Genomic DNA, 26313 nt, shown 5'->3' on the forward strand with positions numbered 1-26313 from the left:
CAAGCTTGGCCGGTCGCGGTGTCAGGGCGCGAGGGCATCGACGGCATCGCCGGCGAGGTTCGCCTCCATCAGCCGCTCCTCGCGGGAGGTGACCGGACCGAGTCGCCCCGCCAAACCGGCCTGCAGCGCCGCCGCCTCGCGGGCGAGGGCGACCGCACGATCCACCGAGACCGGCGCGAAACGCAGAGGCTCGCCGGGTCGGCGCTGGGCGACGCGACGCAGATCCGCCGAGATCACGGTGGCGATCTTCGGGTAGCCGCCCGTGGTCTGGCGGTCGGCCATCAGGATGATCGGCAGGCCGCTGCCGGGCACTTGGACCGAGCCCGGGACGGTCGCGTCGGAGACGATGTTGAAGCCGCGCCCCCCGTGGCGGATCGTCTGCCCGTCGAGTTGGTAACCCATCCGGTCGGCCCGGTTCGACACGGTGTAGGCGGCGGCCAGGAAGTCCGCGACGGCCTCGTCCGGGAAATGGTCGGCCTGAGGACCGAGGACGACGCGGACGGGCTCGTCGGCGTCGAGGGGTACGGGAACGAGCGCCCGGTCCGGCGGCGCGTCGGTGCAGGTCGCGACGGGCAGGCGGTCGCCCGCCCGCAGATTCCGGCCCTCGAGGCCTCCGAGTGCCGCCCGGAGATGAAGGGCGCGGCTTCCGAGGCTCTCGGGCACGTGGATGCCGCCGGCCACCGCGAGATAGGCGAACAGGCCCCGACGCGGCGGCCGGAGCACCAGCGTCGCGCCGTCCGGCACCTGGAACGAGCGGTGATCGCCCACGGCCTCGCCGTCGACCGAGAGCCCGAAGGGTGCGCCTGCGAGCGCGAGGCGCACGCCGCCTCCAGCCGCGCGCAGGCGAGCGCCGGTGAGGGCGAGTTCGAGGGCCGCCACGCCCGGCGCGTTCCCGACGAGGGCATTGGCCGCAGCGAGGGCGAGGCGGTCCATCGGGCCGGAGCCCGAGAGGCCCTGGCGCTGGTAGCCCGGCCGCCCGCCATCCTGCAGGCCGGTGGCCGGCCCGCATTCGAGCACGAGGAGATGGGCGCGGCTCACGCATCACGCTCCACGCGTTCCGCCACCCACTCGCCCGCGGCGGCGGCCCGGTCGAGGGCGTCCCACCGGCAGGGATCGGTCGGCATGAAGCGGATCGCGTCGCCGGGCTCGAACAGGAAGACGGGCTCCCGTCCCGGCGCGAAGCTGCGTACCGGGGTCCGCCCGAGGAGATGCCAGCCGCTCGGCGCCGCGATGCTGGCGACGAGCGCCTGTGCGCCGCCGATCGAGATCGAGCCGGCGGGTGTCACCGGCCGCGGGTTCGGGCGGCGGGACAGGGCGAGCCTAGGATCGAGGCCCGCGAGATAGGCATAGCCCGGCAGGAACCCGAGCATCACGACCCGATATTCAGGGGCGGCATGTCGCTCCACGACCTCCCGGGCCGGCATGCCGTGATGCTCGGCGACCCCGTCGAGGTCGATCCCGTGCTCGCCGCCGTAGACGACCGGCACGCGCCAGAGTCGTCGCCGCGCCGGGACGGGGAGGGCACCGCGCGCGAGTTCCCGCACCGCCTCCTCGACGGCGGCCGGATTGGTCTCGAGGGGATCGATGTGGAGCGTGAGCGATCGGTAGGTCGGCACCGTCTCGACGAGGCCGGCTGGGCGGGCCGCGAGGATCCGGGCCTCCAGCGCGAGCACGGCCGCATTCAGGGCGGGGTCGATCGCCTCTCCGAACTCGACCGTGAGCGCCGTGTCGCCGCAGGCGAGGACGCGGAAGCTGGGTTCGGTCAAGGGCATCGAGGCATTGGCCGGCGTCAGCGGCGCGGATCCTAGCACGATCCGCGCCGCTCACGGTGTTCCGGGGACAGGATCCTGCCCCGGCATGTGTTCTCAGAGCCGGTGCGCCGCCCGCTCCTCGCCCTGGTAATCCGAACCCGGCTGGACTCCGGCGCGCTGAGCAGTCGCGTTGAGATTGTCCGGATCGAGGGCGTTCTCGACGAATTCGCGGCCTCGGTCGGCGAAATCCCGGGCGTAGCGCAGGCCCTGCCCACGCAACTCGTCCGCGTAGGGTCCGAGATTGCGGTCTTCGCTCCGGGTACGCGGCAGCAGGGCTCCGAGGAGCAGACCTGCCGCCAAGCCGACCACGCCGACGAGGAGCGGGTTCTCCTGCACGAAGAGCTCCGCGCTGGAGCGGTGCTGGCGCAGCCGGTCCTGGCCGCGGGCCGCGAGATCCTCGACGCGGCGGCGCTGGTCCCTCTGCATGTCGGAGATCCAGGTCCGGGCGTCGTCGTAGGCTTCGGAGGCACGCTCGCGGACGTCGTCCGCCGCGCCGCGCAGCCGGTCGCCGGCCCCGCTCGCGAAGTCCGATGCGCGGTCGCGCGCCTGTCCCGCGAGGTCGGAGGCTTGACCGGCGGCCTGGGACGCGGCGCCTTGCGCGCGGCCCGCCGCGTCGCCCGCGGCGGAGCGCGTCTCCTGACCGGTCAGGCCTGCATGGCCGCCCGGATCGCGGCTCCCCCCGGCATCGGGGCGGAAGGAAAAGTCCTGCGGCTTGGCATGGGGATCGGTGCGCGCGGCCCCGAGCGGATCGTGGGCGCCGGTCGAGTCGGGGCGCAGGCTGAAATCCTGGGCCTGCGCGTGCGGGTCGAGGTTGCCGCCCGTGGTCCCGCCGGCGCCTCCGCCGGCGTGCTGGCTCCGCGCGGCGCCGGGGCCGCTCGGCATGCCCGCCGCCGCGGCGATGTCGTCGGGCAGGCTGCGGCCGTCCTTCTGGGGATTGCCCGATTCACTCATGGCGATACTCCTCTCGTCTCGTGTCCGGTGCCGCGTCGCGCTCAAGACGCGCGAAGGCGCCGTCAGATCTGTGTTTCCTCGGCGAGTTCGCGGGCCGGCCGGCCGGGTGGCAGGTCGGGGTCGTAGACGCGTGCCGCGCCGGTATTCAGAACGGGAACGCGGTCGGCCGAGCGGCGCGCCCGGCGCAGGCGCCCGGCCCGCGCCGCATCGTCCTGCATGCGGTAGAGGAGCCATCCGAGACCGGCCGCGATCAGCATCACCGGCACGGGATTGCGGCGCACAGCCTCGAGGGCGCCGTCGTAGGCGCCGTTGAGCGGCGTCCGGCGGGCACTGCCCAGCATCTCGTCGACGAGGCTTGCCGGGGACAGGCGGTTCTGGATGCGGTCGATCGTGCTGTCGAGGCGCGCGCGGCTCTCCTCGATCTCGCGCTCCAGCTCGTTCATCGAACTCATCCGGAAACCCTCTCAGACAGGGCGCGGGCATCCTGGCGGACTTGGCGCGTGGTGCGGGTCGGCGCGAGGGTGGAGAGCGACATCGCGCTCCGGCCCCAGAGCGCCAGACCCACCGCGACGATGAGGAGGACGCCGCCGACGATCAGCGCCGAGAGCCATTCCGAGCCGACGATCGTCGCGAGCCATTTGACGAACGCGTCGATCAGCACGAGCAGCGCCACGACCGCGAAGACCGCTGCACCCACGAGGCAGGCCAGGCCGATGAAGAGGGAGCGCACGTTGCTCGCCATCTCGGCGCGGAACAGGGCGATCTCCTTGCGCGCGAGCTCGTTCGTCTCGCGCAGGGCATCGCCGACGAGGCTCTGGATGCTCGTCGGCGCGCCGTTCGGATGGGATCCATTCGACATCTCGCGATCCCTCAGGAGGTGCGGCCGTCGTACCGATCGCGGCCGAAGCGATTTTCCGCCGGCAGGCTCGACGACTTGATGAACCGGGCCGCGATGAAGCCAGCCACGAACGTGCCCACAGCGACGGCGACCGGCGCGCGGCGCGCGAAGGCCTCGGCATCCTCGTAGAAATCCGAGAAGCTGCGGGCATCGATCGAGCCGCCGAGCTGCTCCAGCCCCTCCGCCGCGCCATCGAAGAACGCCTTGATGTTCGGTCGGTCGTCGAAGGTCTTGCTCGAATCCCGGATCGTCCGGGCAAGATCGTTGACGGATTGCGCGGCATCGGACTTGCGGCGCTCGACGTACTCCTGCGCCTGGGCGCGGGCGGCGTCCATGAGGCCGCGGCCGCGCTCGACCGCGGTGTCGCGGATGTCCTCGACATCGTCCTTCAGGGTGCGCCAATCGGCCGGATCGCCCGTGCCCGCCGGCCCGTCGGATGGATTGGGAGACGCGTTGGCGGCCATGGGCTTACTCCTAGCACTGCAGGGCGGAGGGGCGTGTCGGCTGAGTAACCGCCCCGGTCGCCCCCGGTTCCGCCGCACCCCCTGCCGCCGTCGCAGCCGCGGTGCCGGCCTCCGTGCCGTTGCGCCATGGCGGCTCAGCCTTCGTTCAGGCAGGGCGGGGCAGGATTGTCGGGCTTGGCGGCACGGCTGGATTCCGGGGCTTGACGGGACATGAGAGAGGCCGCGATCCGAGGACGGCGATGCGGGACGACCCGCGGCTTTCTTCGTGCACCTGCGAAAACTGCATCTTGACCCGAAGGGGCCGATCGCGCTTGGCTAGTGCCAACGGATCGCGCTTGGCTTCCGCGCGTTCACCCGAGGAAACGTTATGGCCGGGCGCGGGCACCCTCGCGCCCGCGTTCTGAGGACCGGAGCCGGCTTCGTGGCACGCCTTGTCATCGTATCCAACCGCGTTGCAGTCCCCGAAGAGGGCGGCAAGGCGGTCGCAGCCGGCGGCCTCGCCGTCGCCGTGAAGGAAGCGTTCACCGCCTACGAAGGTCTCTGGTTCGGCTGGAGCGGCAACATCGCCGACGATCCCTCCGAGGAGCCGACGCTGATCGACCGGGGCCGCGTCCAGTACGCCGTCGTCGACCTCTCACCGCAGGATCACCGGGAATACTACGCCGGCTTCGCCAACCGGGCGCTGTGGCCGATCATGCATTACCGGCTCGGGCTCGGCGCCTTCTCGCGCTCGGATTACGCGGGCTATTGCCGGGTCAACCGCATCTTCGCCCGCCAGCTCGCCAAGCTGATCGAGCCCGACGACATCATCTGGGTGCACGATTACCACCTGCTGCCGCTCGCATCCGAGCTGCGCGGCCTCGGCATCGCCAACCCGATCGGCTACTTCCACCACATCCCGTGGCCCGCCGCCGATGTATTCAACTCACTGCCCGCGAGCGGCGACCTCCTGCGCGCCATCGCCGATTACGACCTGATCGGCCTGCAGACCGACCCGGACGTGCAGAACCTGCACCGCAACCTCTGCGACACGCTGCGGGCGATCCCCCTCGGCGGCGGCTCCCTGATGGTGGACGGGCGCCGCACGCGCATCCGCTCCTTCCCCATCGGCATCGACGTCGCGGGATTCAGGGAGGCGGCCGAGCGGGCCGGCTCCAACAAGGTCGTGCGGGACACGATCGCGGGGCTGCGCACCCGCAAGCTGCTGATCGGCGTCGACCGTCTCGACTACTCGAAGGGTGTGCCCGAGCGCATGGAGGCGGTGAACCGCTTCTTCGCCTCGAACCCGGACCAGCGCGGCAACGTCGTCTACATCCAGATCACCCCGAAATCCCGCAGCGAGGTGCCGGAATACGAGCAGCTCTCGCGGGAGGTGAACGAGACGGTGGGCGAGATCAACGGCTCGCTGGGCGAGCCCGCCTGGACGCCGATCCAGTACGTCACCAAGGCCTATCCCCGCACCGTGCTCGCCGGTCTCTACCGGGCGGCCCGGGTCGGCCTCGTGACACCGATGCGCGATGGCATGAACCTCGTCGCCAAGGAATACGTCGTCGCCCAGAGCGAAGAGGATCCGGGCGTGCTCGTCCTCTCGAAGTTCGCGGGCGCGGCACGCCAATTGCCAGAGGCGATCCTCGTCAACCCGTACGACCATTTCGAGGTCGCGGAGGCGATCCGCACCGCACTCTACATGCCGCGGGGCGAGCGGCTGGAGCGCTGGAGGCCGATGGCCGAGCGGATGACGCGCGAGGACGTGGATTGGTGGGCGCGCAACTTCCTCTCGGAACTCGAGAATTTCCGCACCGTCGAGCGCGAGCCGCCGACGGCCGCTGCGGCGGCGGAATAGTCCGGCGCACGCCGCCGCCTGGCTTCTGAGCGCGCCCCGATGATCGGCCTCGACGACGGCGTGCCCGCTCCCCTCGGAGCGCATTTCGATGGCCGCGGCGTCAACTTCGCGCTGTTCTCCGAGCACGCCACCGCGGTCGATCTCTGCCTGTTCGAGCCGCACGAGCGGCACGAGACCCGCACGATCCGGCTGCCCTGCCGCACGGACGATGTCTGGCACGGATATCTGCGCGGCGTGCTGCCGGGGCAGCTCTACGGATACCGCGTCCACGGGCCCTGGGACCCGGCAGCCGGGCACCGGTTCAACGCGGCCAAGCTCGTCCTCGACCCATATGCGCGGGAGATTTCGGGCCGCATTCACTGGCACGATTCGCTCTACGGCCACCGCCGCGGCCTGCAGCGGCCCGACCAGATCGACCGTCGCGACAGCGCGCTCCACATGCCCAAGGGGGTCGTCACCGCGCCCGAGGTGTCCGACCTCGCCCTCCAGCCCCTGCGCCGGCCGCTCTCGGAGACGGTGATCTACGAGGCGCACGTCAAGGCGCTGACGGAGATGCATCCGGACGTGCCCGAGGCCGAGCGCGGCACCTACGCCGCGCTCGCGCACCCCGCCATCATCGAGCATCTGTGGAAGCTCGGCGTCACCGCGCTGGAGCTCCTGCCGATCCAGGCCTTCGCCGACGACCGCTTCCTCGTCGAGCGCGGTCTCGTCAACTTCTGGGGCTATTCGCCGCTCAACTATTTCGCGCCCGATCCGCGCTACCTCGGCGAGGCCGGCATTCCCGGCCTCAAGGCCGCGATCCGGGAGCTGAACGCGGCCGGTATCGAGACCATCCTCGACGTGGTCTACAACCACACGGCGGAGGCCGACCACACGGGGCCCACGCTCTCCTTCCGCGGCATCGACAACGCGAGCTACTACAAGCTGAACCCGGAGGATCCGCGCCGGGAGATCGACTGCACGGGCTGCGGCAACACCTTCGACGTGGCGCACCCGCGCGTGCTGCAGCTCGTGCTCGATTCGCTCCGCCACTGGGTCACGGCCTACGGCGTCGCGGGCTTCCGCTTCGACCTCGCCTCGTCGCTCGGCCGCGCGCCGCACGACTTCTCCCCCCGCGCCGCCTTCTTCCAGGCGGTGGCGCAGGACCCGGTTCTGGCCCGCGTGAAGCTCATCGCCGAGCCCTGGGACATCGGCATGGGCGGCTACCAGCTCGGTGGCTATCCCCGCGGCTGGAGCGAGTGGAACGACCAGTTCCGCGACAGTGTGCGCGGCTTCTGGCGGGGTGATCGCGGCGAGTTGCCGAAACTCACGCAGGGGCTCGCGGGCTCGCGGGAGATCTTCGCACCCTCCGGTCGCTCGCCGCTGGCGAGCATCAATTTCGCAGCGAGCCACGACGGCTATACGCTCGCCGACGTCGTCGCCTACGAGGAGAAGCACAACGCCGCGAACGGCGAGGAGAACCGCGACGGCCACGGCCACAACGTCTCGCGCAATTACGGCGTCGAGGGTGCCACGGAGGACCCCGAGATCCTGGGCCTCCGCGCCCGGCAGGTGCGCAACATGCTGGCGACGATCTTCCTCGCGCAGGGCGTGCCGATGCTGCTGATGGGCGATGAGCGCGGCCGCACGCAGGGCGGCAACAACAACGCCTACTGCCAGGACAATTCAACGAGCTGGATGGACTGGGCGCAGGATCCGGATCCCGATCTCGGCCTCTTCGTGGCGAACCTGACGCGGCTGCGCCGCGAGCAGCCGGGCCTGCGCCGCCGCAGCTTTCTCGACGGAGCCCGCCTCGATCCGGACGAAGCCCTGCGTGACGTGCACTGGCTCGCTCCGACCGGCTCGGAGATGGAGCCCGAGGATTGGGCCGACGCGGATCGTCAGGCTTTCGGCATGCAGATCGGCAACGACCACGAGCACGGCGACCGTCTGCTCATCCTCGTCAACGGCGCCGAGGAGGGCTGCGCGTTCCAGCTCAGCGCGGCGATCGGCGGTCCGTGGAGGCCGATCTTCGACACGGCTTCGCCGACCGGCGCCGTGTCGAAGGCTCATCCTGCCTACCGGGAGGCAGCCCTCGTCGATCTGCCCGCGCGCACGATCCTCGTCCTCGCAGCGCCGAACGGCGCAGGGACTGGCGGCGCCTGAATTTTGAGCCTGGACCATTCCGGGCCACGGTTGCCGACCGTTGCGGACGCCTTAGTTGCGGTGCGGGGAACCAGACCGCTCGGGGCAAGCTTCTCAGGAAGGCGGAGCCCGACACGCCAGCTTCAATTGCGAGAGACGAGGATGGTGGCCTGATGCGGCGCGCCCACACGATGGCCTTTGGCAGCGAGATCGTCCCGGACGGCGTGCGCTTCCGTCTCTGGGCGCCCACGGCGCAGGACGTCGTCCTCGTCGCCGACGGGTCCGATCACGCGTTCCCGGACGTGGGGGAGGGCTGGCGCGAGGCGACGCTGCGTGACGCCCGGGCCGGCGCCCGCTACGGCTTCCGCGTCGATGGCAATCTCGTGGTGCCGGATCCCGCCTCGCGCTTCCAACCCGACGACGTCTCCGGCCTCAGCGAGGTGATCGATCCGGCTGCCTTCGCCTGGAGCGACGGCGCCTGGACCGGCCGCCCCTTCGAGGAAGCCGTGATCTACGAGGTCCACGTCGGCACCGCGACGCCGGAGGGCACCTATGCGGGCCTCGAGAAGCGCCTGGAGGAGTTGCGCGATCTCGGCGTCACCGCGATCGAGCTCCTGCCGATCGCCGACTTCAAGGGCAGCCGCAACTGGGGCTACGACGGGGTGCTGCCTTATGCGCCCGACGCCGCCTACGGCCGGCCGGAGGACCTGAAGCGGCTGATCGACCGGGCGCACGCCCTCGGCCTGATGGTCTTCCTCGACGCGGTCTACAATCACTTCGGCCCGGCCGGGAACTATCTCCACGCCTACGCCAAGACCTTCTTCACCGAGCGCCACCAGACTCCCTGGGGCGCGGGCATCAATTTCGACGGCGCCGAGAGCGGCCACGTGGTCCGCCAGTACTTCCTCCAGAACGCCCTCTACTGGCTGGAGGAGTACCATTTCGACGGGCTGCGCTTCGATGCGGTGCACGCGATCCTCGACGATTCCGAGCGCCACTTTCTGGCCGAGCTCGGCGAGACCGTGCGGGAGCGGCTGCCGAACCGGCATATCCATCTCGTTCTCGAGAACGAGGCGAACCAGGCGCGCTGGCTGGAGCGCGACGACAGCGGCACGCCCCGCCAGCACAGCGCGCAATGGGCGGACGACCTCCACCATTGCTGGCACGTGCTGCTGACGGGCGAGGATGCGGGCTATTACGAAAGCTTCAGCGACCGCCCGGTGGAGCACCTCGCCCGATGCCTTTCGGAGGGCTTCGCCTTCCAGGGCGAACCCTTCAAGACGCTCGACAACCACCCGCGGGGCGAGCCATCCGGCCACCTGCCTCCCTCGGCCTTCGTGACCTTCCTGCAGAACCACGATCAGGTCGGCAACCGGGCTCTCGGCGAGCGCCTGAGCGAGCTTGCCGCCCCGGACCGTCTCGCGCTCGCCAGAGCGGGCCTCCTGCTCGCGCCGCAGATCCCGATGCTCTGGATGGGGGAGGAATGGTCGGCCTCGACGCCGTTCCTGTTCTTCGTCGATTTCGCACCGGACGAGGACCTGAACAGGGCGGTTCGCGAGGGCAGGCGGCGCGAGTTCAAGAGCTTCGCGGCATTCGCCGACGATACCTCCGTGATCCCGGACCCGACCGAGGCGAAGACCTTCACGGATTCGAAGCTGGATTGGTCCGAGCGCGAGCGCTCGCCGCACCGCGAGGTTCTGGCCGATACGACGCGCCTGCTCGCCCTGCGCAGCGAGGTCGTGGTGCCGCTGACGAAGACCCGATACCTCGGCGCGACCGCCACGCTTCCGCGGCAAGACGTGGTGGATTGCACTTGGCGCTTCACGGGCGGCAGCTACCGCTTCGTCGCCAATGTCGGCTCGGAGCCCTTCGCGGCCGATTTGGCGGGCGGGCGCGTGTTCTGGACGAACGCCCCGGACGAGAGCGGGCATCTGCCCGGCTGGACCGGGATCTTCCTGAGAGGGAGCGAGGCGTGAGGGACGGGAGCGTCTTCGCCGCTCCCGACGGGACGCGGCGTGTCATCGTCTCCGGTTCGGGAGAGGGTGACGGCGCGGACGCCTGCACTTCCGATTTTCCGATGCGCGAGATGGACCTGATACTTTGACCGGCAACCTCGAACGGCTCGCAGACCTCGTCGGCGTCGCGGCGGGCTACACCGACGCTTTCGGGCAGCGGGTCGAGACATCGCTCGACGCGCGGGCCGGCCTGCTCGATGCCCTCGGCTTCGCCGTCGGCGACGACGCGGAGATTGCCGGCAGCCTTCGCCGGGTCGAAGCCCTGCGCCGCGGCCTGATCCCGCCGCTCCTGCCCGTCGAGGCGCGCCGCAGCCATCGGGTGCCGGTACAGGCGGGAGAGGGGACGCTCGTCGACGGGATTCTCGTCTGGCGCCTCGTCGACGAGCGCGGACAGGCGCGCGAGGGTCGCGTCACGCTCGGTGGGTCGGATCCCACACTGGAGCTGCCGCCCCTGACGCCGGGCTACCACCACCTCTCCGTGACGCTCGGCGAGCGGAGCGCCGATTCCTGGGTCATCGCGGCACCCCAGCGCTGCTGGCGCCCGCGGGCCTATGCCGATGAGGGCGCCCGCGACTGGGGCCTCGCCGCGCAGCTCTACGGCCTGCGCTCGCCGGGCAATCTCGGCATCGGCACCTACGCCGACGCCGGCCGGGCCGCCAACGATGCCGGCCTGCGGGGCGCCTCCTTCCTGGGGCTGAGCCCGGTCCACGCTCTGTTCGAGAGCGACCGGACCAAGATCTCGCCCTATTCGCCCTCCTCCCGCCTGTTCCTGGAGACGCTCTTCATCGAGCCCGGCGCGCTGCCGGGCTTCAAGGGCTCACGCGCCGAGGCTCTCCTCGCGGAGCAGGGCAAGCGCGTCGAGGCCCTTCGCGACGCCGCCCTCGTGGACCATGCCGGGGTCTGGGAGGTGCTCTCGCCGGTTCTGCGCACCCTCTGGGCCGATTCGCCCGCTCGCGCCGGGACGGACCCCGGCTTCAACGCCTTCCGGGAGGAGGGCGGCGAGGATCTGCGCTCGCACGCCGTCTTCGAGGCCCTCTCCGAGCATTTCCGGGGGCAGGGCGCCCACTGGCTCGGGGATTGGCCGGAGGAGTATCGCCGCGCTGAGACCGAAGCCGTGCGCAGCTTCGCCGATTCGCAGGCCGACGAGGTGGCCTACCATGCCTGGCTGCAATATCTCGCCGACCGGCAGCTGGAGGAGGCGTCCGCGGCAGCCCTCAAGGCCGGCATGCGGATCGGCCTCTATCGGGATCTCGCCGTCGGCGCCGATCGCGGCGGGTCGGAGGTCTGGTCGCATCCCGAGCGCTTCGCCAACCGCGTCTCGATCGGAGCGCCGCCGGACCTTTTGGCGCCGAAGGGCCAGGATTGGGGCCTGCCGGCCTTCGATCCCCTGGAAATGGAGCGCGACGGGCTCGCGGCCTTCCGCGCGCTGGTGCGGGCCAACATGCGCCACGCCGGAGCGATCCGGATCGACCACGCCTTCCAGCTCGCCCGGCTCTACCTGATCCCGCTGACGGGGAGCGCGCGCGAGGGCGCCTACGTCGCCATGCCCTTCGAGCCCATGCTCGCGGTCCTGCGGCTCGAGAGCCACCGCAACAAGTGCCTCGTCATCGCCGAGGACCTCGGCACGGCGCCGGAGGGCTTCTCGGACGCGCTGATGCAGGCGGGCGTCCTGAGCTACCGCATCCTCGCCTTCGAGCGCGAGCACGAGGGCCGGTTCAAGGCACCGGACGCCTATCCCCGCGACGCGCTCACGGCCATCACGACGCACGATCTGCCGACCTTCGTCGGCTGGTGGCGGGGCGTCGACACGGACACCCGCCAGTCCCTCGGCCTCTACGATTCCGATCGGGCGGATGCCGAGCGCGCGGAGCGCGTGAGCGAGCGCGCCCGCCTCACCGAGGCGCTGGCCGGGGAGCAGCTCCTCGCCTCCTACGACCCGCCGGAAGCCGCGCCCTTCGAGGCCGCCGCGCGCTATCTCGCCCGCGCGCCCGCCATGCTGACGGCCGTGCAGTACGAGGACGTGGTCTCGGAACTGAGCCAGGCCAACGTGCCGGGCTCGACCGAGGGCTACCCGAACTGGCGGCGCAAGCTCGACCGCAACCTCGACTCCATCGCGGCGCCCGGCGGTCCGCTGGCCAAGCTCGCCGCCTCTCTCTCGGCGGAGGATCGCGGACCCCGCTCGGGCGCGGCACGCCTCGCCTCCGAGCCGCCGCGGGCAACCTATCGCCTGCAATTCCACAAGGACTTCACCTTCGCGGACGCGGAAGCCATCGTGCCCTATCTGGCGCGGCTCGGCATCAGCCACGTCTACGCCTCGCCGCTGCAGAAGGCGCGGCCCGGCTCGACCCACGGCTACGACATCGTCGATCACGGCGCGATCAACCCGGAACTCGGCGGGGAGGCGGGCTTCGTGCGCCTGTCCGATGCGCTGCGTGCCAACGGGTTGAGGCTCCTCGTCGATATCGTGCCGAACCATATGGGCGTCGGTGGCGCGGACAATCCGTGGTGGCTCTCGGTGCTCGAATGGGGGCCGCTCTCGCCCTTCGCACACGCCTTCGACATCGACTGGGAGCGACAGGGGGCGAACCGCAACCTCGTCATACCCTTCCTCGGCGATCGCTACGGCGAGGCCCTGGAGAAGGGGACGCTGGAGCTGAAATTCGACGCGGCTGCCGGCGCCTTCAGCGTCTGGCACTACGAGCACCAGTTCCCGATCCGCCCGCTCAACTATCCGACGATCCTCAACCGGGTTCTCGCGGCGCTCGGCGAGGTCGGCGACGACGCCTCGGCCGAGCTGCTCACCATCTCCGAGCGGCTGCGCCGCATGGGCGAGGAGACCACGCGCGAGCGCCGCCTCGCCTTCCCGGAGGAGGCGGAGGGGCTCAAGCAGCGGCTCGCGAAGCTGGTCCGGGGCACGCCCGCCATCGGCGACGCGGTGACGCGCACCCTCAAGCTCCTCAATGGCTTCAAGGGCCATCCAGAGAGCTTCGGGCCGCTGCACCGGCTTCTGGAGAGCCAAGCCTACCGCCTCGCGCATTGGCGGGTGGCGTCCAGCGACATCAACTACCGGCGCTTCTTCGACGTGAACTCGCTCGCAGGGCTTCGCGTCGAGAAGTCCGACATCTTCCACCGCTCCCACGAGACGATCTTCCGGCACGTCCGCGAGGGCCGCATCGACGGATTGCGCATCGACCACATCGACGGGCTCGCCGATCCGCTCGGCTACGCGAGGGCGCTTCAGGCGGCGGTCGGCCCCGGCTTCTACGTGGTGGTGGAGAAGATCTTGGAGCCCGGCGAGCGGCTGCGGCCCTGGCCGGTCGCAGGGACCACCGGCTACGACGTGCTGAACCAGCTCGACGGTATCCTGGTCGACAAGGAGAAGCGCGCGAGGATCAAGCGCCTCTACGAGTGGGCGACGGGCTTCGATGAGCCCTACGGCTTCCAGCTTCGCGCCGCCAAGTCCGAAATCCTGGAGATCAGCTTCGCGAGCGAACTCGAGGTGCTGACCGCCGATCTCAAGGAGATCGCCGATTCCGACCGGCGCACCCGCGACTTCTCCCTCAACGCGATCCGCCGTGCGCTCATCGAGATCATCGCGCGCTTTCCCACCTACCGCAGCTACCTGCCGCCCGATCTCGACGAGAGCGAGGTGGAATCCGAGGACGTGCGCCTGATCGAGGGGGCGGTCGCCAAGGCCAAGCGCTGGAGCGCGCTGCCCGACCGCTCGGTGCACGATTTCGCCGCCAATGCCCTCCTCGGGCGCGTCGACACGTCGGGGCCGGGCCGGCCGGACCCGCGCGTCGTGCTGCGCTTCCGCCGCCGCTTCCAGCAGCTCACCGGGCCGGTGATGGCCAAGAGCCTGGAGGACACGCTCTTCTACCGCTACGCCATGCTGCTGGGGCTGAACGAGGTCGGCGGCGATCCGGGCGAGTACGGCATCGACGCGGAGCATTTCCACGCGCTCCAGGCGGCCCGCGCCCGCGACTGGCCGAACGCCATGATCACCACGGCGACCCACGACACCAAGCGCGGCGAGGATGCCCGCACGCGTCTCCTCGCCCTCTCGGAGCTGCCGGAGGAGTGGGCCCGCGCCTGGGACATCTGGCGGGAGGCCGCAGGCCCCCATCTCGGCAGCCTCGACGACGAGCCGGCACCCGACCCGAACGACCAGTGGATGTTCCTGCAGGCGATCCTCGGTGCGTGGCCCCTCGAACTCCTGGAGGGCGACGACGCAGAGGCCATCGAGGATTTCCGGGCGCGGCTCACCGCCTATTCCGAGAAGGCGATGCGCGAGGGCAAGCGCCGGTCGAGCTGGGTCAACGTCGACGAGGCGTATGAAGGCGCGGTGCGCGCCCTGTTCGAGGCGATCGTCGCACCGGGCTCGGCCTTCCTCACGAAGCTCCGCCCCTTCGCACGGCGCCTCGCCCATCTCGGCATGATCGCGAGCCTCGGGCGCACGGTTCTGAAAGCGACGCTGCCCGGCCTGCCCGACACCTACCAGGGCACGGAGTTCTGGGACTTCTCCTTCGTCGATCCCGACAACCGCCGTCCAGTGGATTACAAGGCTCGCGCAGTGGCTCTCGAGACGGGCCGGGCGGCGGCCGACCTGCTGCCGAACTGGCAGGACGGGCAGGTGAAGCAGGCCGTGCTGGCCGCCCTCCTGCGCGACAGGGCGGAGCGCGCGGGCTTCTACGCCGAGGCCGGCTACGAGCCCCTCGCCGCGAGCGGCGCGCACGCGGATCATGTCATCGCCTTCACACGTTCCGATGGCACCGCTGAAGCCGGCGAACTGCTCGTCGCGGTCCCACGCCTCGTCTCGAAGCTGATCGGGGAGGGGCCATGGGCCGGCGAGACGCTCGCCGGCACGGGGCTCGACGCGCCGGGGGCGTGGCAGGATCTGCTGACGGGCGAGCGTCACGCGGGCGGCCGGCTCGATCTGGGGCGCCTGTTCGCGCACCTCCCCTGCGCCGTCCTGCGGCGCGTGGGTTAGGGCGAAGCAGGCCGGCTCGCGCCGAACGACATCATGAGAGACACGCCGAGGGCAGCATGAACGCACCGACCACAGCCACGGGGACCCACAAGGCGACCGGCGCGAAGGCCGTCGCGCTGCCGGCGGGCCTCGCGCCGCGCGCGGAGGGCCCGCGGATCTACAACCTGTTCCCGCTCCTCGTGGGCCGGGTCTCGGATTGGACCCGCGAGTTGCCGCGGATCGCCCGTCTCGGCTTCGACTGGATCTACCTCAATCCGTTCCATCAGACCGGCGGCTCGCGCAGCCTCTACGCGGTGGCCGATACGGACGCCCTCGACGAGCGCCTGCGCGACCTCGACGGGACGCCCGACGACGAGCAGATCCGCCGCTTCTGCGCGGCCGCCCGCGCGGAGGGCCTGCGGGTGATGACAGACCTCGTCGTCAACCACACGGCCAATGACGGGCGCCTCGCCCGCGAGCGGCCGGACCTCTTCGTGAAGGACGAGACCGGCCAGCCCGCCAGTCCCTACGCGGTCGATCCCGACGACCCGACGAAGCGCACCATCTGGGGGGATCTCGCCGAGCTCGACTATCATTCCGAGCAGGCACGCCGCGAGTTGACCCGGATCTGGGACGAATACGTCGCGCGCCTGCAGGGGCTCGGGGTCGCGGGCTTCCGCTGCGACGCCGCCTACAAGGTGCCGCCCGACGTCTGGCGCGGGCTGATCGGCGGGGCGAAGGCGCGCGACCGCGCCTGCCTGTTCGCGGCCGAGACGCTCGGATGCACCTTCGAGGAGGCGAGGGCGACGGCGGGCGCGGGCTTCGACTACCTGTTCAACTCCTTCGCGTGGTGGGACCTGCGGGCGCCCTGGGCTCTCGAGCAGTACGAGCGGCTGCGCACCATCGCGCCCTCGATCGCCTTCCCCGAGAACCACGACATGGCCCGGCTCGCCGCCGAGCTGCCGGGTGAGCCGGACGCCGTCGCGAAGGGCCTCCTCAACCGCTATGCGCTGGCCGCCTTCTTCTCCGCCGGCGTGCTGATGCCGATCGGGTACGAGTGGGGCTACCGGCGGGCGCTGCACGTGGTCGACACGAACCCGAGCGACCGCGAGACCGAGAGCGGCCTCGACATCTCAGCCGGAATCGCCGCGATCAATGCCCTGCGGGCGGAGCTGCCCGCCGCCAATGTCGAGGGCGCCCAGGCCCGGATCTCGGCGCCGGATGCGGGGTTCCTGGCCCTGGCGCGCTTCGACACGGGGCATCCGGCCTCGGCGCGCCACGCGATCCTCGTCCTGTTCAACCCCGGCTCGCGCCCGGTCCCGGTCGATGCCGGCGCGCTGATCGCCCGAACCGGCGGTCAGCTCGGCACCTTCGTCGACCGGACGCCGCAGGCCGAACCGATCGCCTTCCATCCGGGCTCCGCCATCGACCTCGTGCCGGGCGAGTTCCGCATCCTCGCCGCCGACCGGGCCGTCGTCGCAGAATTGCCGAGCCGCGGCACCCCGCGGGGCGAAGGCCGTGTCGTGATCGAGGCCGTGAGCCCCGAGATCGACGGCGGCCGCTCCCCCGTGAAGCGGATCGTCGGCGAGAGCCTGCAGGTCGAGGCGGACATCTTCTCCGACGGGCACGAGATCATCAACGCCGCGATCCTCTCGCGCCCCGTCGGCGAGAGCGCGTGGCGCCGCGACCCGATGGTGTTCATCGACAACGACCGCTGGGGCGGCCATTTCCCCCTGGAGCAGAACGGCCGCTACGAATTCACCATCGAGGCGTGGCGGGACGGCTTCTCGTCCTGGGTCCGCGACACGCTGAAGAAGCGGGATGCCGGCATCGACGTGACGCTGGAGACGATCGAGGGCATCGCCATCGTCGAGGCCGCCGCGAGCCTCGCCACGGGCCGCGACCGGGAGCGCCTCGCCGCCGTTGTCTCGGCGCTCGGCGCCGAGGAGACGGGCTCGGCCGCGCAACTCCGGCTGATCCTGGAGCCCGAGACCACGAAGCTCATCCGCCGCAATGCCGAACGGGTCAACGCCTCGCGCTATCCCGTGACGATTCCGGTCATCGCGGATCGGCTCGCGGCCCGCTTCTCGGCCTGGTACGAGATCTTCCCCCGCTCGCAATCGGGCGATCCGAACCGCCACGGCACGTTCGACGACGTGATCCGGCGTCTGCCGGAGATCCGCGAGCTCGGCTTCGACGTGCTCTATTTCACGCCGATCCACCCGGTCGGTCGCACCAACCGCAAGGGCAAGAACAACACGCTCAAGGCAGAGCCGGGCGATGTCGGCTCCGTCTACGCGGTGGGCTCGGAGGAGGGCGGCCACGAGGCCGTGCACCCCGATCTCGGTACCTTCGCCGATTTCGAGCGCCTCGTGGCGGCCAGCCACGCTTACGGCATGGAAATCGCCCTCGATTTCGCGATCCAGTGCTCGCCCGACCATCCCTGGATCAAGGACCACCCGGAATGGTTCGAGTGGCGCCCGGACGGGACGCTCAAGTTCGCCGAGAACCCGCCGAAGAAGTACGAGGACATCTCGAACGTCCATTTCTACGGCGGCGCGCTGCCCTCCCTCTGGATCGAGCTTCGCGACATCGTGATGGGCTGGGCCGAGCGGGGCGTGCGCATCTTCCGCGTCGACAACCCGCACACCAAGCCGATCCCGTTCTGGGAATGGATGATCGGCGAGGTGAACGGGCGCTATCCCGACGTGATCTTTCTGGCCGAGGCCTTCACCCGGCCGAAGATGATGAAGAAGCTCGCCAAGGCCGGCTACCAGCAGAGTTACACATACTTCACGTGGCGCAACACGAAGCAGGAGCTGACCGACTACGCCCTCGAGCTCGCGGGCGAGATGGGCGAGTATTACCGGCCGAACTTCTTCGCCAACACGCCGGACATCAACCCCTACTACCTCCAGACCAGCGGCCGGCCGGGCTTCATCGTGCGGGCGACGCTGGCCGCAACGCTCTCCTCCGTCTACGGCATCTACAACGGCTTCGAGTTGTGCGAGGCCGCGCCCTATCCGGGCAAGGAGGAATACCTCAACTCCGAGAAGTACGAGCTGAAAGCCTGGGACTACGACCGGCCCGGAAACATCCGCGAGCACATCGTCAAGCTCAACCGCATCCGCCGCGAGAACCCGGCCCTCTGGGACTTCCGGAATGTCGTCTTCACGGGCGCCTTCAACGATCAGATCATCGCCTACGCGAAGATGTCGCCGGAAGGGGACAATTGCATCTTCGTGATGGTCAACCTCGACCCGAAGAACCGCCAGGAATGCACCTATGAGGTGCCGCTCTGGCTGTTCGGGCAGGGCGATCACGGGGCCGTGGCGGTGGAGGACCTGCTGCAGGGCTACCGGTTCGAACTCTACGGCAAGTCGCACCGCATCGCCCTCGATCCCGCCGAGCGGTCCTGCATCGTCTGGCGACTCAGCCTGCCGCGGCGGGTTGCGGAATGAGGGCGTCGGTGTCACGAGATCGCAGCCGCGCGGCGCCCGTCGTCGCGCTGTCGCCAAGATGATGGGGTGGAAACCCCACCGAACGTTCACGGACCGACCGACCCCGTCGTGCGGCAGCCAGCGAACATCCAAAGTTCCGTTTCATGAGGCAGCGACGCGATGATCGATCGCAGCGATCCGCAGTGGTACCGTGACGCCATCATCTACCAGATCCACGTCAAGTCGTTCTTCGACTCGAACAATGACGGGATCGGCGACTTCGAGGGGCTCACCCAGAAGCTCGACTACGTGCGCGATCTCGGCGTCACCGCGATCTGGCTGATGCCGTTCTATCCCTCGCCGCTGCGCGACGACGGCTACGACATCGCGGATTACCGGGACATCAACGCCTCCTACGGCGACATGGACGCGTTCCGGCGCTTCGTGGAGGCGGCGCACGAGCGCGGCCTTCGCGTCATCACGGAGCTCGTGATCAACCACACCTCGGACCAGCATCCCTGGTTCCAGCGTGCCCGCGAGGCGCCTCCCGGCTCGCCGGAGCGCGACTTCTACGTCTGGTCGGACACGGACGAGCCCTACGCCGACACGCGGATCATCTTCCTCGACACGGAAGCCTCGAACTGGACCTGGGACCCGGTCGCCAAGCAGTACTTCTGGCACCGCTTCTACTCGCACCAGCCGGACCTCAACTTCGACAACCCGAAGGTGCTGGACGCCGTCATCGAGGTGATGCGCTACTGGCTCGACATGGGCGTCGACGGGCTTCGCCTCGACGCGATCCCCTACCTGATCGAGCGCGACGGCACGAATTGCGAGAACCTCGCCGAGACGCACACCGTCATCAAGAAGATCCGCGCAGCGCTCGACGCGAGCTATCCGGACCGGATGCTGCTGGCCGAAGCCAACCAATGGCCGGAAGAGACGGCGCAGTATTTCGGCGACGGTGACGAGTGCCACATGGCATTCCACTTCCCGCTGATGCCGCGCATGTACATGGCGATCGCCCGCGAGGACCGGCACCCGATCACCGACATCATGCGCCAGACCCCGGAGATCCCGGAGGGCTGCCAGTGGGCGATCTTCCTGCGCAACCACGACGAGCTAACGCTCGAGATGGTCACGGCGGAAGAGCGCGACTACCTCTGGTCGTTCTACGCAGCCGAGCGCCGCGCCCGCATCAATCTCGGCATCCGCCGCCGCCTCGCGCCGCTGCTCGAGAACGACCGGCGCAAGATCGAGCTGATGAAGTCCCTCGTCCTGTCGATGCCGGGCACGCCCGTGCTTTATTACGGCGACGAGATCGGCATGGGCGACAACATCTATCTCGGCGACCGCGACGGCGTGCGCACGCCGATGCAATGGGGGCCGGACCGGAACGGCGGGTTCTCACGGGCAAACCCGCAGAAGCTGTTCCTTCCTGCGATCCAGGACCCGATCTACGGCTTCGACGCGATCAACGTCGAGGCGCAGACTCAGGCGCAGACAAGCCTGCTCAACTGGACGCGGCGCATGATCGCGATCCGCAACAACAGCGTCGCGCTCGGCCGCGGCACGATGCAGTTCCTCTACCCGTCGAACCGCAAGGTGCTGGCCTGGATCCGCGAGTTCGAGGGCGAGCGGGTGCTGTGCGTGGCAAACCTCTCGCGCGCGCCCCAGGCCGTTCAGCTCGACCTCTCCGAGCTGCGCAGCGCCGTGCCGATCGAGTTGACGGGCGGCACCGAGTTCCCGCCGATCGGCGAGCTGCCCTACCTGCTCACGCTGCCCTCCTACGGCTTCTACTGGTTCACGTTGAGCGCCGCGAATACCGGCGCGGTCGGACCCCAGCCCGAGGCGCCGGAACTGTTCACCCTCGTGCTCACCGGCGGCATCGAGACCCTGATGGCGGGGCGCGAGCGCACGGCCTTCGAGCGCACGGTAGTGCCGCCCTTCCTGGCGAGCCGCCGCTGGTTCGGCGCCAAGGGCTCGCGCATCAAGGCCGTTCAGGTGACGGATACCGCCGCCCTGAAGGACGGTTCGGGTGAGGCCAGGTTCCTGCTGCCGCGGGTCGCGGTGCAGCTCGCGAACGGCGAGCGGCAGGAATATTTCGTCCCCGTCGGCGTCGACGAGGGCCGCGAGGACGAGGGATTGATGCCGCATGCGGTCGCCCGCGTCCGCCGCGGTCCGCGCCTCGGCCTCCTCTACGGCGCGGCCGCCTCGCCCGCCTTCGCGATCAGCCTCGTCGAGAGCATGCGCGCCGGCCGCGAGATCCCGACGGAGACGGGCACTCTCGTCTTCACGGCGACCTCCGCCTTCGATCCCGAGATGCCCTTCGAGGAGGGCGAGGTGCGCCGCCTCTCGGCGGAGCAGAGCAACACGTCGATCGCCATCGGCGCCAAGATGATGCTGAAGCTGCTGCGGCGGCTCCAGCCCGGCACGCACCCGGAGATCGAGGTCGGGCGCTTCCTCACCGAGAAGGCGCATTTCGCCAACACGCCGGCCCTGCTCGGCACACTGGAACACGTCGCGGCGGACGGGACCCGCACGGCGCTCGCTCTCCTGCAGCGCTATGTGCTCAACCAGGGTGATGCGTGGACCCTGATGCTTGAGGGATTGCGCCGCGACTTCGACACGGTGGTCCTCGCTCCCGAGAGCGAGGCGCCGACGCCGGACGAGGCCTTCAACGCCCACCTGCGTTGGGCCGACCTCCTCGGCCGCCGCACGGCGGAGATGCACAACGCCTTCGCCCTGGAGACCGACGACCCGGCCTTCGCGGCGGAGCCCTTCACGAGCGAGGATCTCGACGTGCTCGGGCGCGACGCCCGCCATCAGGCGGAGCGGGCCTTCCGCGGGCTGTCCGCGATGGCCGATCGCGGCCTCGATGCCGGCCGGCCCGCGAGCGCGGCTCTGGCTGCCCGCCGGGGCGAGGTCGAGGGGTTGATCGAACGTCTCACGGCCGAGCCGCCGCGGGGCGCCTGGAAGACGCGCATCCACGGCGACTATCACCTGGGCCAAGTGTTGGCATCCGAGGGCGACCTCGTCATCGTGGATTTCGAGGGCGAGCCCTCCCGCCCGGCGGACGAGCGCCGCGCCAAGTCGACGCCCCTGCGGGACGTGGCCGGCATGCTGCGCTCCTTCGCCTACGGCGCGGAGACCGTCACCCGCGAGATCGCGAGCCGCTTCGCCGATTCGGAGGAGCGCGCCCGAAACGCCTCGATCGCGTGGCGCGGCATGATCGATGCAGCCTTCCTGGACGGCTATGAGACCGCCGTGCGCACGAGCCGGGCCGCCGTGACCGATCCGGAGACCCACGCGCGGCTGCTCAAGCTCTGCGTCCTCACCAAGGCGCTCTACGAGGTCGACTACGAGGCGAACAACCGGCCGGACTGGATCGAAATCCCGGCCCGTGGGGTTCTCAACATTCTGGACGAAGCCAAGAGAGGCATGTGAATGACGGGCATCGACGAGACCTTCGCGACCAAGGCCGCTCCAGCATCGGGCGCGGCTCGTGCCACCGAGGTCCCGCCCACCGCCCCGAAATCCGCGACGACGACCGATGAGGCCAAGACAGTCCACAAGGACGCCGTCGCCGCCGTCATGGCGGCGAACCACGGCGACGCCTTCGCCGTGCTCGGTCCTCACCAGATCGGGCCGAAGGCCTGGGAGGTGCGCGCCGTGCTGCCCGAGGCGAAGGGCGCGACGCTCGTCGTCGGCGACGCGCGCATTCCGTTCGAGCGCCGCCATCCCGACGGGTTCTTCGTGGCCAAGGTCCCGAGCGAGGGCCGTCCCCTCTATGAGATCGAGGTCGAGCTCTGGGACGGGCAGAAGCGGCGCCGACACGATCCCTACAGCTTCGGCTCCTCTCTGGAGCAGCACGACGTCAACGCGCTCCGCGAGGTCGGCACCAACGTCGTCTACCGGATTCTCGGCGCGCAGGCCGGAAAGCTCGACGGCATCGACGGGTTCCGCTTCGCGGTCTGGGCTCCGAACGCCAAGCGCGTCAGCGTCGTCGGCGAGTTCAACGACTGGGATGGCCGCCGCCACCCGATGCGCCTGTGGCGCGACGGCGGGATCTGGGAATTGTTCGTCCCGGGCCTGAAGGCCGGCGCGACCTACAAGTACGAGGTGCGCGGACCGGACGGCGCCCTGCTGCCGCTCAAGGCCGATCCCGTCGCCTTCGCGGCCCAGCAGCCGCCGGAGACGGCCTCCGTGCTGCACGGCCTGGGCGAACCGGACTGGCGGGACGCGGCGTGGATGGAGAGCCGCGGCCGGAAGGACCCGCGTCACGCGGCGATCTCGATCTACGAGGTCCATCTCGGCTCGTGGGCCCGGGTGCCCGACGAGGGCAACCGCTACCTGACCTACAAGGAGCTCGCCGCCCGTCTCATCCCCTACGTCAAAGAGATGGGCTTCACCCATATCGAGCTTCTGCCGATCACCGAGCACCCGTTCGACGGGTCGTGGGGCTACCAGCCCGTCTCGCTCTTCGCCCCGACGAGCCGGTTCGGCTCACCGGAGGATTTCGTGCACTTCGTGAACGCGGCGCACGAGGCCGGCATCGGCGTCATGCTCGACTGGGTGCCGGGCCACTTCCCGCTGGACGCGCACGGGCTCGGCCAGTTCGACGGCACGCACCTCTACGAGCACGCCGACCCGCGCCAGGGCTTCCACCAGGATTGGGGCACCTACATCTACAATTTCGGCCGCACGGAGGTCTCGACCTTCCTCGCCGCCAACGCCCGCTTCTGGCTGGAGCATTACCACCTCGACGGTTTGCGCGTGGATGCCGTCGCCTCGATGCTCTACCTCGACTACTCGCGGCGCGCGGGCGAGTGGATCCCGAACCAGTACGGCGGCAACGAGAACCTCGACGCCATCCACTTCCTGCGCAAGACCAACGAGGCGACCTACAGCCACGCGCCAGGCACCCTGACGGTAGCCGAGGAATCCACCTCCTGGCCCGGCGTCTCGCACCCGACCTACACGGGCGGTCTCGGGTTCGGCTTCAAGTGGAACATGGGGTGGATGCACGACACCCTGCAGTTCATCTCGAAGGAGCCGGTCCATCGGCGCTATCACCACCACGACCTCACCTTCGGCCTGCTCTACGCCTTCTCCGAGAACTTCATCCTGCCGCTCTCCCACGACGAGGTGGTGCACGGGAAGGGTTCGATGCTCGGCAAGATGCCGGGTGACCGCTGGCAGAAATTCGCGAACCTCCGGGCCTATTACGGCTTCATGTGGGGCCACCCGGGCAAGAAGCTGCTCTTCATGGGCGGCGAGTTCGGCCAGGAGCGGGAGTGGAACCACAACCAGTCGCTCGACTGGCACCTGCTCGACGATCCCCTGCACAGGGGCGTCAAGGACGTGATCCGCGACCTCAACCACCTCTACGTATCGACGCCGGCCCTCTACAGCCGCGACGTCGAGGCAAGCGGCTTCCAGTGGCTGGTGGCAGACGACCAGGACAACAGCGTCATCGCCTGGGCGCGCAAGGGCAAGCAGCCGAACGAGATCGCGATCGTCGTCTCGAACTTCACCCCCGTGCCGCGCGAGGGCTACCGCATCGGCGTGCCAGCGCCCGGCTTCTACCGGGAGGCGTTCAACTCCGACGCCGCGGGATATGGCGGCTCGAACGTCGGCAACATGGGCGGCCTCCACGCCGACGGCAGCGAGAGCCACGGTCAGGCGCAGTCCCTCTGCCTGACGCTGCCTCCGCTCGGGACGATGATCTTCGTGCTGGAGGCCTGAACTCGGCGGGGGTTCGGGACCTCGGAGGCGATCCTCGGCCACCCGAGGCCCGACCCGCGCTGGGCTGATGCTCCTCGTCACGACGCCTCAGGGCGGGGGATGCGGCAGTGCCGGCAGGCGTCGGCCTTCAACTGGTCGAGGAGCGGTCAGCGTTCAGGCCGCGCGCACTTCGGCCAGGAAGCGCGCCACCTCAGTGCCGAGATGCTCGGCTTGGCGCGACAGGCCGGAGGCCGAACCCAGCACCTGCGCCGCCGCCGCTCCGGTCTCGCCGGCCGCATCGGCGACGCCCGCGATATTCCGCGTCACCCCACCCGTGCCCGAGGCGGCCTGCTCGACGCTGCGCACGATCTCCCGGGTCGCCGCACCCTGCTCCTCGACCGCCGAGGCGATCGTCGTCGCCACCGTGCTCATCTCCTCGATGCGGGCCCCGATGCCGCCGATTGCGGCCACGGCCTGACGGGTCGCGTCCTGGATACCGCCGATCTGACGCGAGATCTCGTCGGTGGCCCGCGCCGTCTGGCTCGCGAGTTCCTTGACCTCGGCGGCGACGACGGCGAAGCCGCGGCCCGCCTCACCGGCCCGCGCCGCCTCGATCGTCGCGTTGAGCGCCAGAAGGTTGGTCTGCCCGGCGATGGCCGAGATCATCGCCACCACGTCGCCGACCTGCGTGGTCGAGTTGCTGAGATCGCCGATCAGAGCCGCGGTGCGGCCCGCCTCCGACACGGCCGCTCTCGCGAGAGTGGCCGATTCCTCCACCTGTCGCGCGATCTCATCGACGGAGGCGCCGAGCTCTTCGGCCGCCGAGGCCACGCTCTCCACGTGGGCGGACGCCGCCGAGGCCGCCGAAGCGACGTCGGCGGACCGGCCGGTCGTCTCGGCGGCCGTCTCGCTCATGCTCCGGGCCGTCGATTGGAGTTCGTCGGCGGAGGCCGCGAGCCGCCCGACGATCGTGCCGATCGTCGCCTCGAAGGCGTCCGCCATCGCGGCGGTGCCGGCACGCCGCGCACGCGCCTGCTCTACCCCCTCGCGCAGGCGCCGCTCCTCCTCGGCTCGGATCAACCCCTGCTGGAGCGCTTCCAGGCGCCGGGCCATGTCGCCGACCTCGTCGGAGCGCTCACGCCCCGGAACCGCGTGCTGGTAATCGCCCTCTGCGACCGTGGCCATCGCCGCTCCCACGGCCGCGTAGCCGCCCACAAGGGCCCGGTAGGCGAAGAAGCCCAGCGCCAACACGGACGCGATCGTGAAGGCGAGTGCCCCGAGCACCACCCGGGACCACAAGGCCGCATCCGCCTCGTAGCGCGAGACGGTCTCCGTCGTACGGACTTGGAGGAGCACGTAGAACTCGTCCAACGGCCGCATGATCGCGGCCTTGAAGCGATGGTACTCTCCCGAATGAACGAGAGCCGCCGCGCGCGTCCGTGCCGCCTCGCGGTCCAACTGCGCGAGGGGAGCGCCCTGGGCATCCTTGCCCTCGACGAGGTTCATGGCCTCGACCTCAAGTCTGACGAGGCCGTCCGAGTTGCGCACGGCCTCCGCCAGCTTGCTCGTCTCCTCGGCGGTGAAGCCCAGCCGGTCCATCAGGGTGCCGATGGCGACCGCCTCGCCGTCCGGGCGTGGCCTCGCCTCGCCGCCGGCCACGAGGTCCCAGTAGATGCGGTGATAATCCGTGGGCCGCGGGCGCCGCCCCGCGCGGATGGCCAGCACATCCTCATAATGCTGCTTCCAGACGGGATCGCCCGTGACCACGTAGGTCCGGCCGAGGCGCGTCAGGTCGTCGGAACTCTGGCGGATCTCGTCGGCGAGAAGGAGCGATTGGAGCCGGGTCTCGTGAGCCCGCACCACGCGCGCCACGGCCGCCTCATTCTGGTAGATAGCTCCCGCCAGAGTTGCGCCCGCGATTATACTGACAACGCACAGTGCAGAAAATGATCTGACCAGCTTACCCACGGCATTCCCCCCAAGATTGTGAGGAATAAGACAATATACCCGTCAACAAACGCTTAGGATACGGGGCCGGCGGAGAGACCGCCGGATGGCCCCTCGGATTGGT

The 26313-nt window shown here is 69.9% G+C and carries 14 protein-coding genes; 7 read left to right on the forward strand and 7 right to left on the reverse strand.

The features are described from left to right. Positions 1-21: 21 nt before the first annotated feature. From J2X36_RS08965 to J2X36_RS08990, 6 genes are all read right to left on the reverse strand, one after another. On the reverse strand, positions 22-1038 hold the full coding sequence (locus J2X36_RS08965; protein WP_310348550.1) for a biotin-dependent carboxyltransferase family protein: 1017 nt from the start codon (positions 1036-1038) through the stop codon (positions 22-24). Beyond that, entirely contained in the window at positions 1035-1766 is a 732-nt protein-coding gene (gene pxpB / locus J2X36_RS08970) for a 5-oxoprolinase subunit PxpB (RefSeq protein ID WP_310348551.1), read from the reverse strand. The genes J2X36_RS08965 and pxpB overlap by 4 nt, the downstream gene beginning before the upstream one ends. A gap of 99 nt (positions 1767-1865) precedes the next feature. After that, a complete protein-coding gene (locus J2X36_RS08975; protein WP_310348552.1) occupies positions 1866-2762 on the reverse strand; it encodes a hypothetical protein in 897 nt (298 codons plus the stop codon). Between the two features lie 62 nt (positions 2763-2824). Next, the gene (locus tag J2X36_RS08980) at positions 2825-3205 is read right to left on the reverse strand and encodes a DUF3618 domain-containing protein (protein ID WP_132249618.1); all 381 of its coding nucleotides are present in this window, start codon (positions 3203-3205) and stop codon (positions 2825-2827) included. A 5-nt stretch (positions 3206-3210) separates the two neighbouring features. Next, complete coding sequence (locus J2X36_RS08985) at positions 3211-3621, reverse strand: phage holin family protein (protein ID WP_132249616.1); 411 nt, start codon at positions 3619-3621, stop codon at positions 3211-3213. 11 nt (positions 3622-3632) lie between these two features. Then, positions 3633-4124, reverse strand: coding sequence for a hypothetical protein (locus J2X36_RS08990; protein ID WP_310348553.1), 492 nt, complete (start codon positions 4122-4124; stop codon positions 3633-3635). A 421-nt stretch (positions 4125-4545) separates the two neighbouring features. On the opposite strand from J2X36_RS08990, the gene J2X36_RS08995 reads away from it, so the two are divergent. The 7 genes from J2X36_RS08995 (at position 4546) to glgB (ending at position 24263) form a co-directional block, all read left to right on the forward strand. Beyond that, complete coding sequence (locus J2X36_RS08995; protein WP_132249612.1) at positions 4546-5967, forward strand: trehalose-6-phosphate synthase; 1422 nt, start codon at positions 4546-4548, stop codon at positions 5965-5967. Between the two features lie 39 nt (positions 5968-6006). After that, positions 6007-8112: a glycogen debranching protein GlgX gene (glgX, locus tag J2X36_RS09000; RefSeq protein WP_310348556.1), complete on the forward strand. Its 2106-nt coding sequence runs from the start codon at positions 6007-6009 to the stop codon at positions 8110-8112. 152 nt (positions 8113-8264) lie between these two features. Then, positions 8265-10067 carry a malto-oligosyltrehalose trehalohydrolase gene (gene treZ, locus J2X36_RS09005; RefSeq protein ID WP_310348558.1) on the forward strand — a complete coding sequence of 601 codons (1803 nt, stop codon included), beginning with the start codon at positions 8265-8267 and terminating at the stop codon, positions 10065-10067. Positions 10068-10191: 124 nt separating this feature from the next. After that, the gene (locus J2X36_RS09010) at positions 10192-15096 is read left to right on the forward strand and encodes a malto-oligosyltrehalose synthase (protein ID WP_310348560.1); all 4905 of its coding nucleotides are present in this window, start codon (positions 10192-10194) and stop codon (positions 15094-15096) included. A gap of 56 nt (positions 15097-15152) precedes the next feature. Further along, positions 15153-18536, forward strand: coding sequence for a maltotransferase domain-containing protein (locus tag J2X36_RS09015; RefSeq protein WP_310348562.1), 3384 nt, complete (start codon positions 15153-15155; stop codon positions 18534-18536). A 159-nt stretch (positions 18537-18695) separates the two neighbouring features. Continuing rightward, positions 18696-21962 carry a maltose alpha-D-glucosyltransferase gene (gene treS, locus J2X36_RS09020; RefSeq protein ID WP_132249602.1) on the forward strand — a complete coding sequence of 1089 codons (3267 nt, stop codon included), beginning with the start codon at positions 18696-18698 and terminating at the stop codon, positions 21960-21962. Then, a complete protein-coding gene (glgB, locus tag J2X36_RS09025; RefSeq protein WP_132249600.1) occupies positions 21963-24263 on the forward strand; it encodes a 1,4-alpha-glucan branching protein GlgB in 2301 nt (766 codons plus the stop codon). A gap of 153 nt (positions 24264-24416) precedes the next feature. Here the strand turns inward: glgB and J2X36_RS09030 are convergent, their stop codons facing one another. Beyond that, positions 24417-26114: a methyl-accepting chemotaxis protein gene (locus tag J2X36_RS09030; protein WP_310348564.1), complete on the reverse strand. Its 1698-nt coding sequence runs from the start codon at positions 26112-26114 to the stop codon at positions 24417-24419. Between the last annotated feature and the right edge of the window lie 199 nt (positions 26115-26313).

This window comes from Methylobacterium sp. BE186 (genome assembly GCF_031457035.1).
Lineage (GTDB): Bacteria > Pseudomonadota > Alphaproteobacteria > Rhizobiales > Beijerinckiaceae > Methylobacterium > Methylobacterium segetis.

Coding starts and splice junctions, on each gene's coding strand:
- treS (WP_132249602.1), top strand. CDS start 18,696: ATGATCGATCGCAGCGATCCGCAGTGGTACCGTGACGCCATCATCTAC.
- glgX (WP_310348556.1), top strand. CDS start 6,007: ATGATCGGCCTCGACGACGGCGTGCCCGCTCCCCTCGGAGCGCATTTC.
- glgB (WP_132249600.1), top strand. CDS start 21,963: ATGACGGGCATCGACGAGACCTTCGCGACCAAGGCCGCTCCAGCATCG.
- J2X36_RS08980 (WP_132249618.1), bottom strand. CDS start 3,205: ATGAACGAGCTGGAGCGCGAGATCGAGGAGAGCCGCGCGCGCCTCGAC.
- J2X36_RS08975 (WP_310348552.1), bottom strand. CDS start 2,762: ATGAGTGAATCGGGCAATCCCCAGAAGGACGGCCGCAGCCTGCCCGAC.
- J2X36_RS08985 (WP_132249616.1), bottom strand. CDS start 3,621: ATGTCGAATGGATCCCATCCGAACGGCGCGCCGACGAGCATCCAGAGC.
- treZ (WP_310348558.1), top strand. CDS start 8,265: ATGCGGCGCGCCCACACGATGGCCTTTGGCAGCGAGATCGTCCCGGAC.
- J2X36_RS09015 (WP_310348562.1), top strand. CDS start 15,153: ATGAACGCACCGACCACAGCCACGGGGACCCACAAGGCGACCGGCGCG.
- J2X36_RS08990 (WP_310348553.1), bottom strand. CDS start 4,124: ATGGCCGCCAACGCGTCTCCCAATCCATCCGACGGGCCGGCGGGCACG.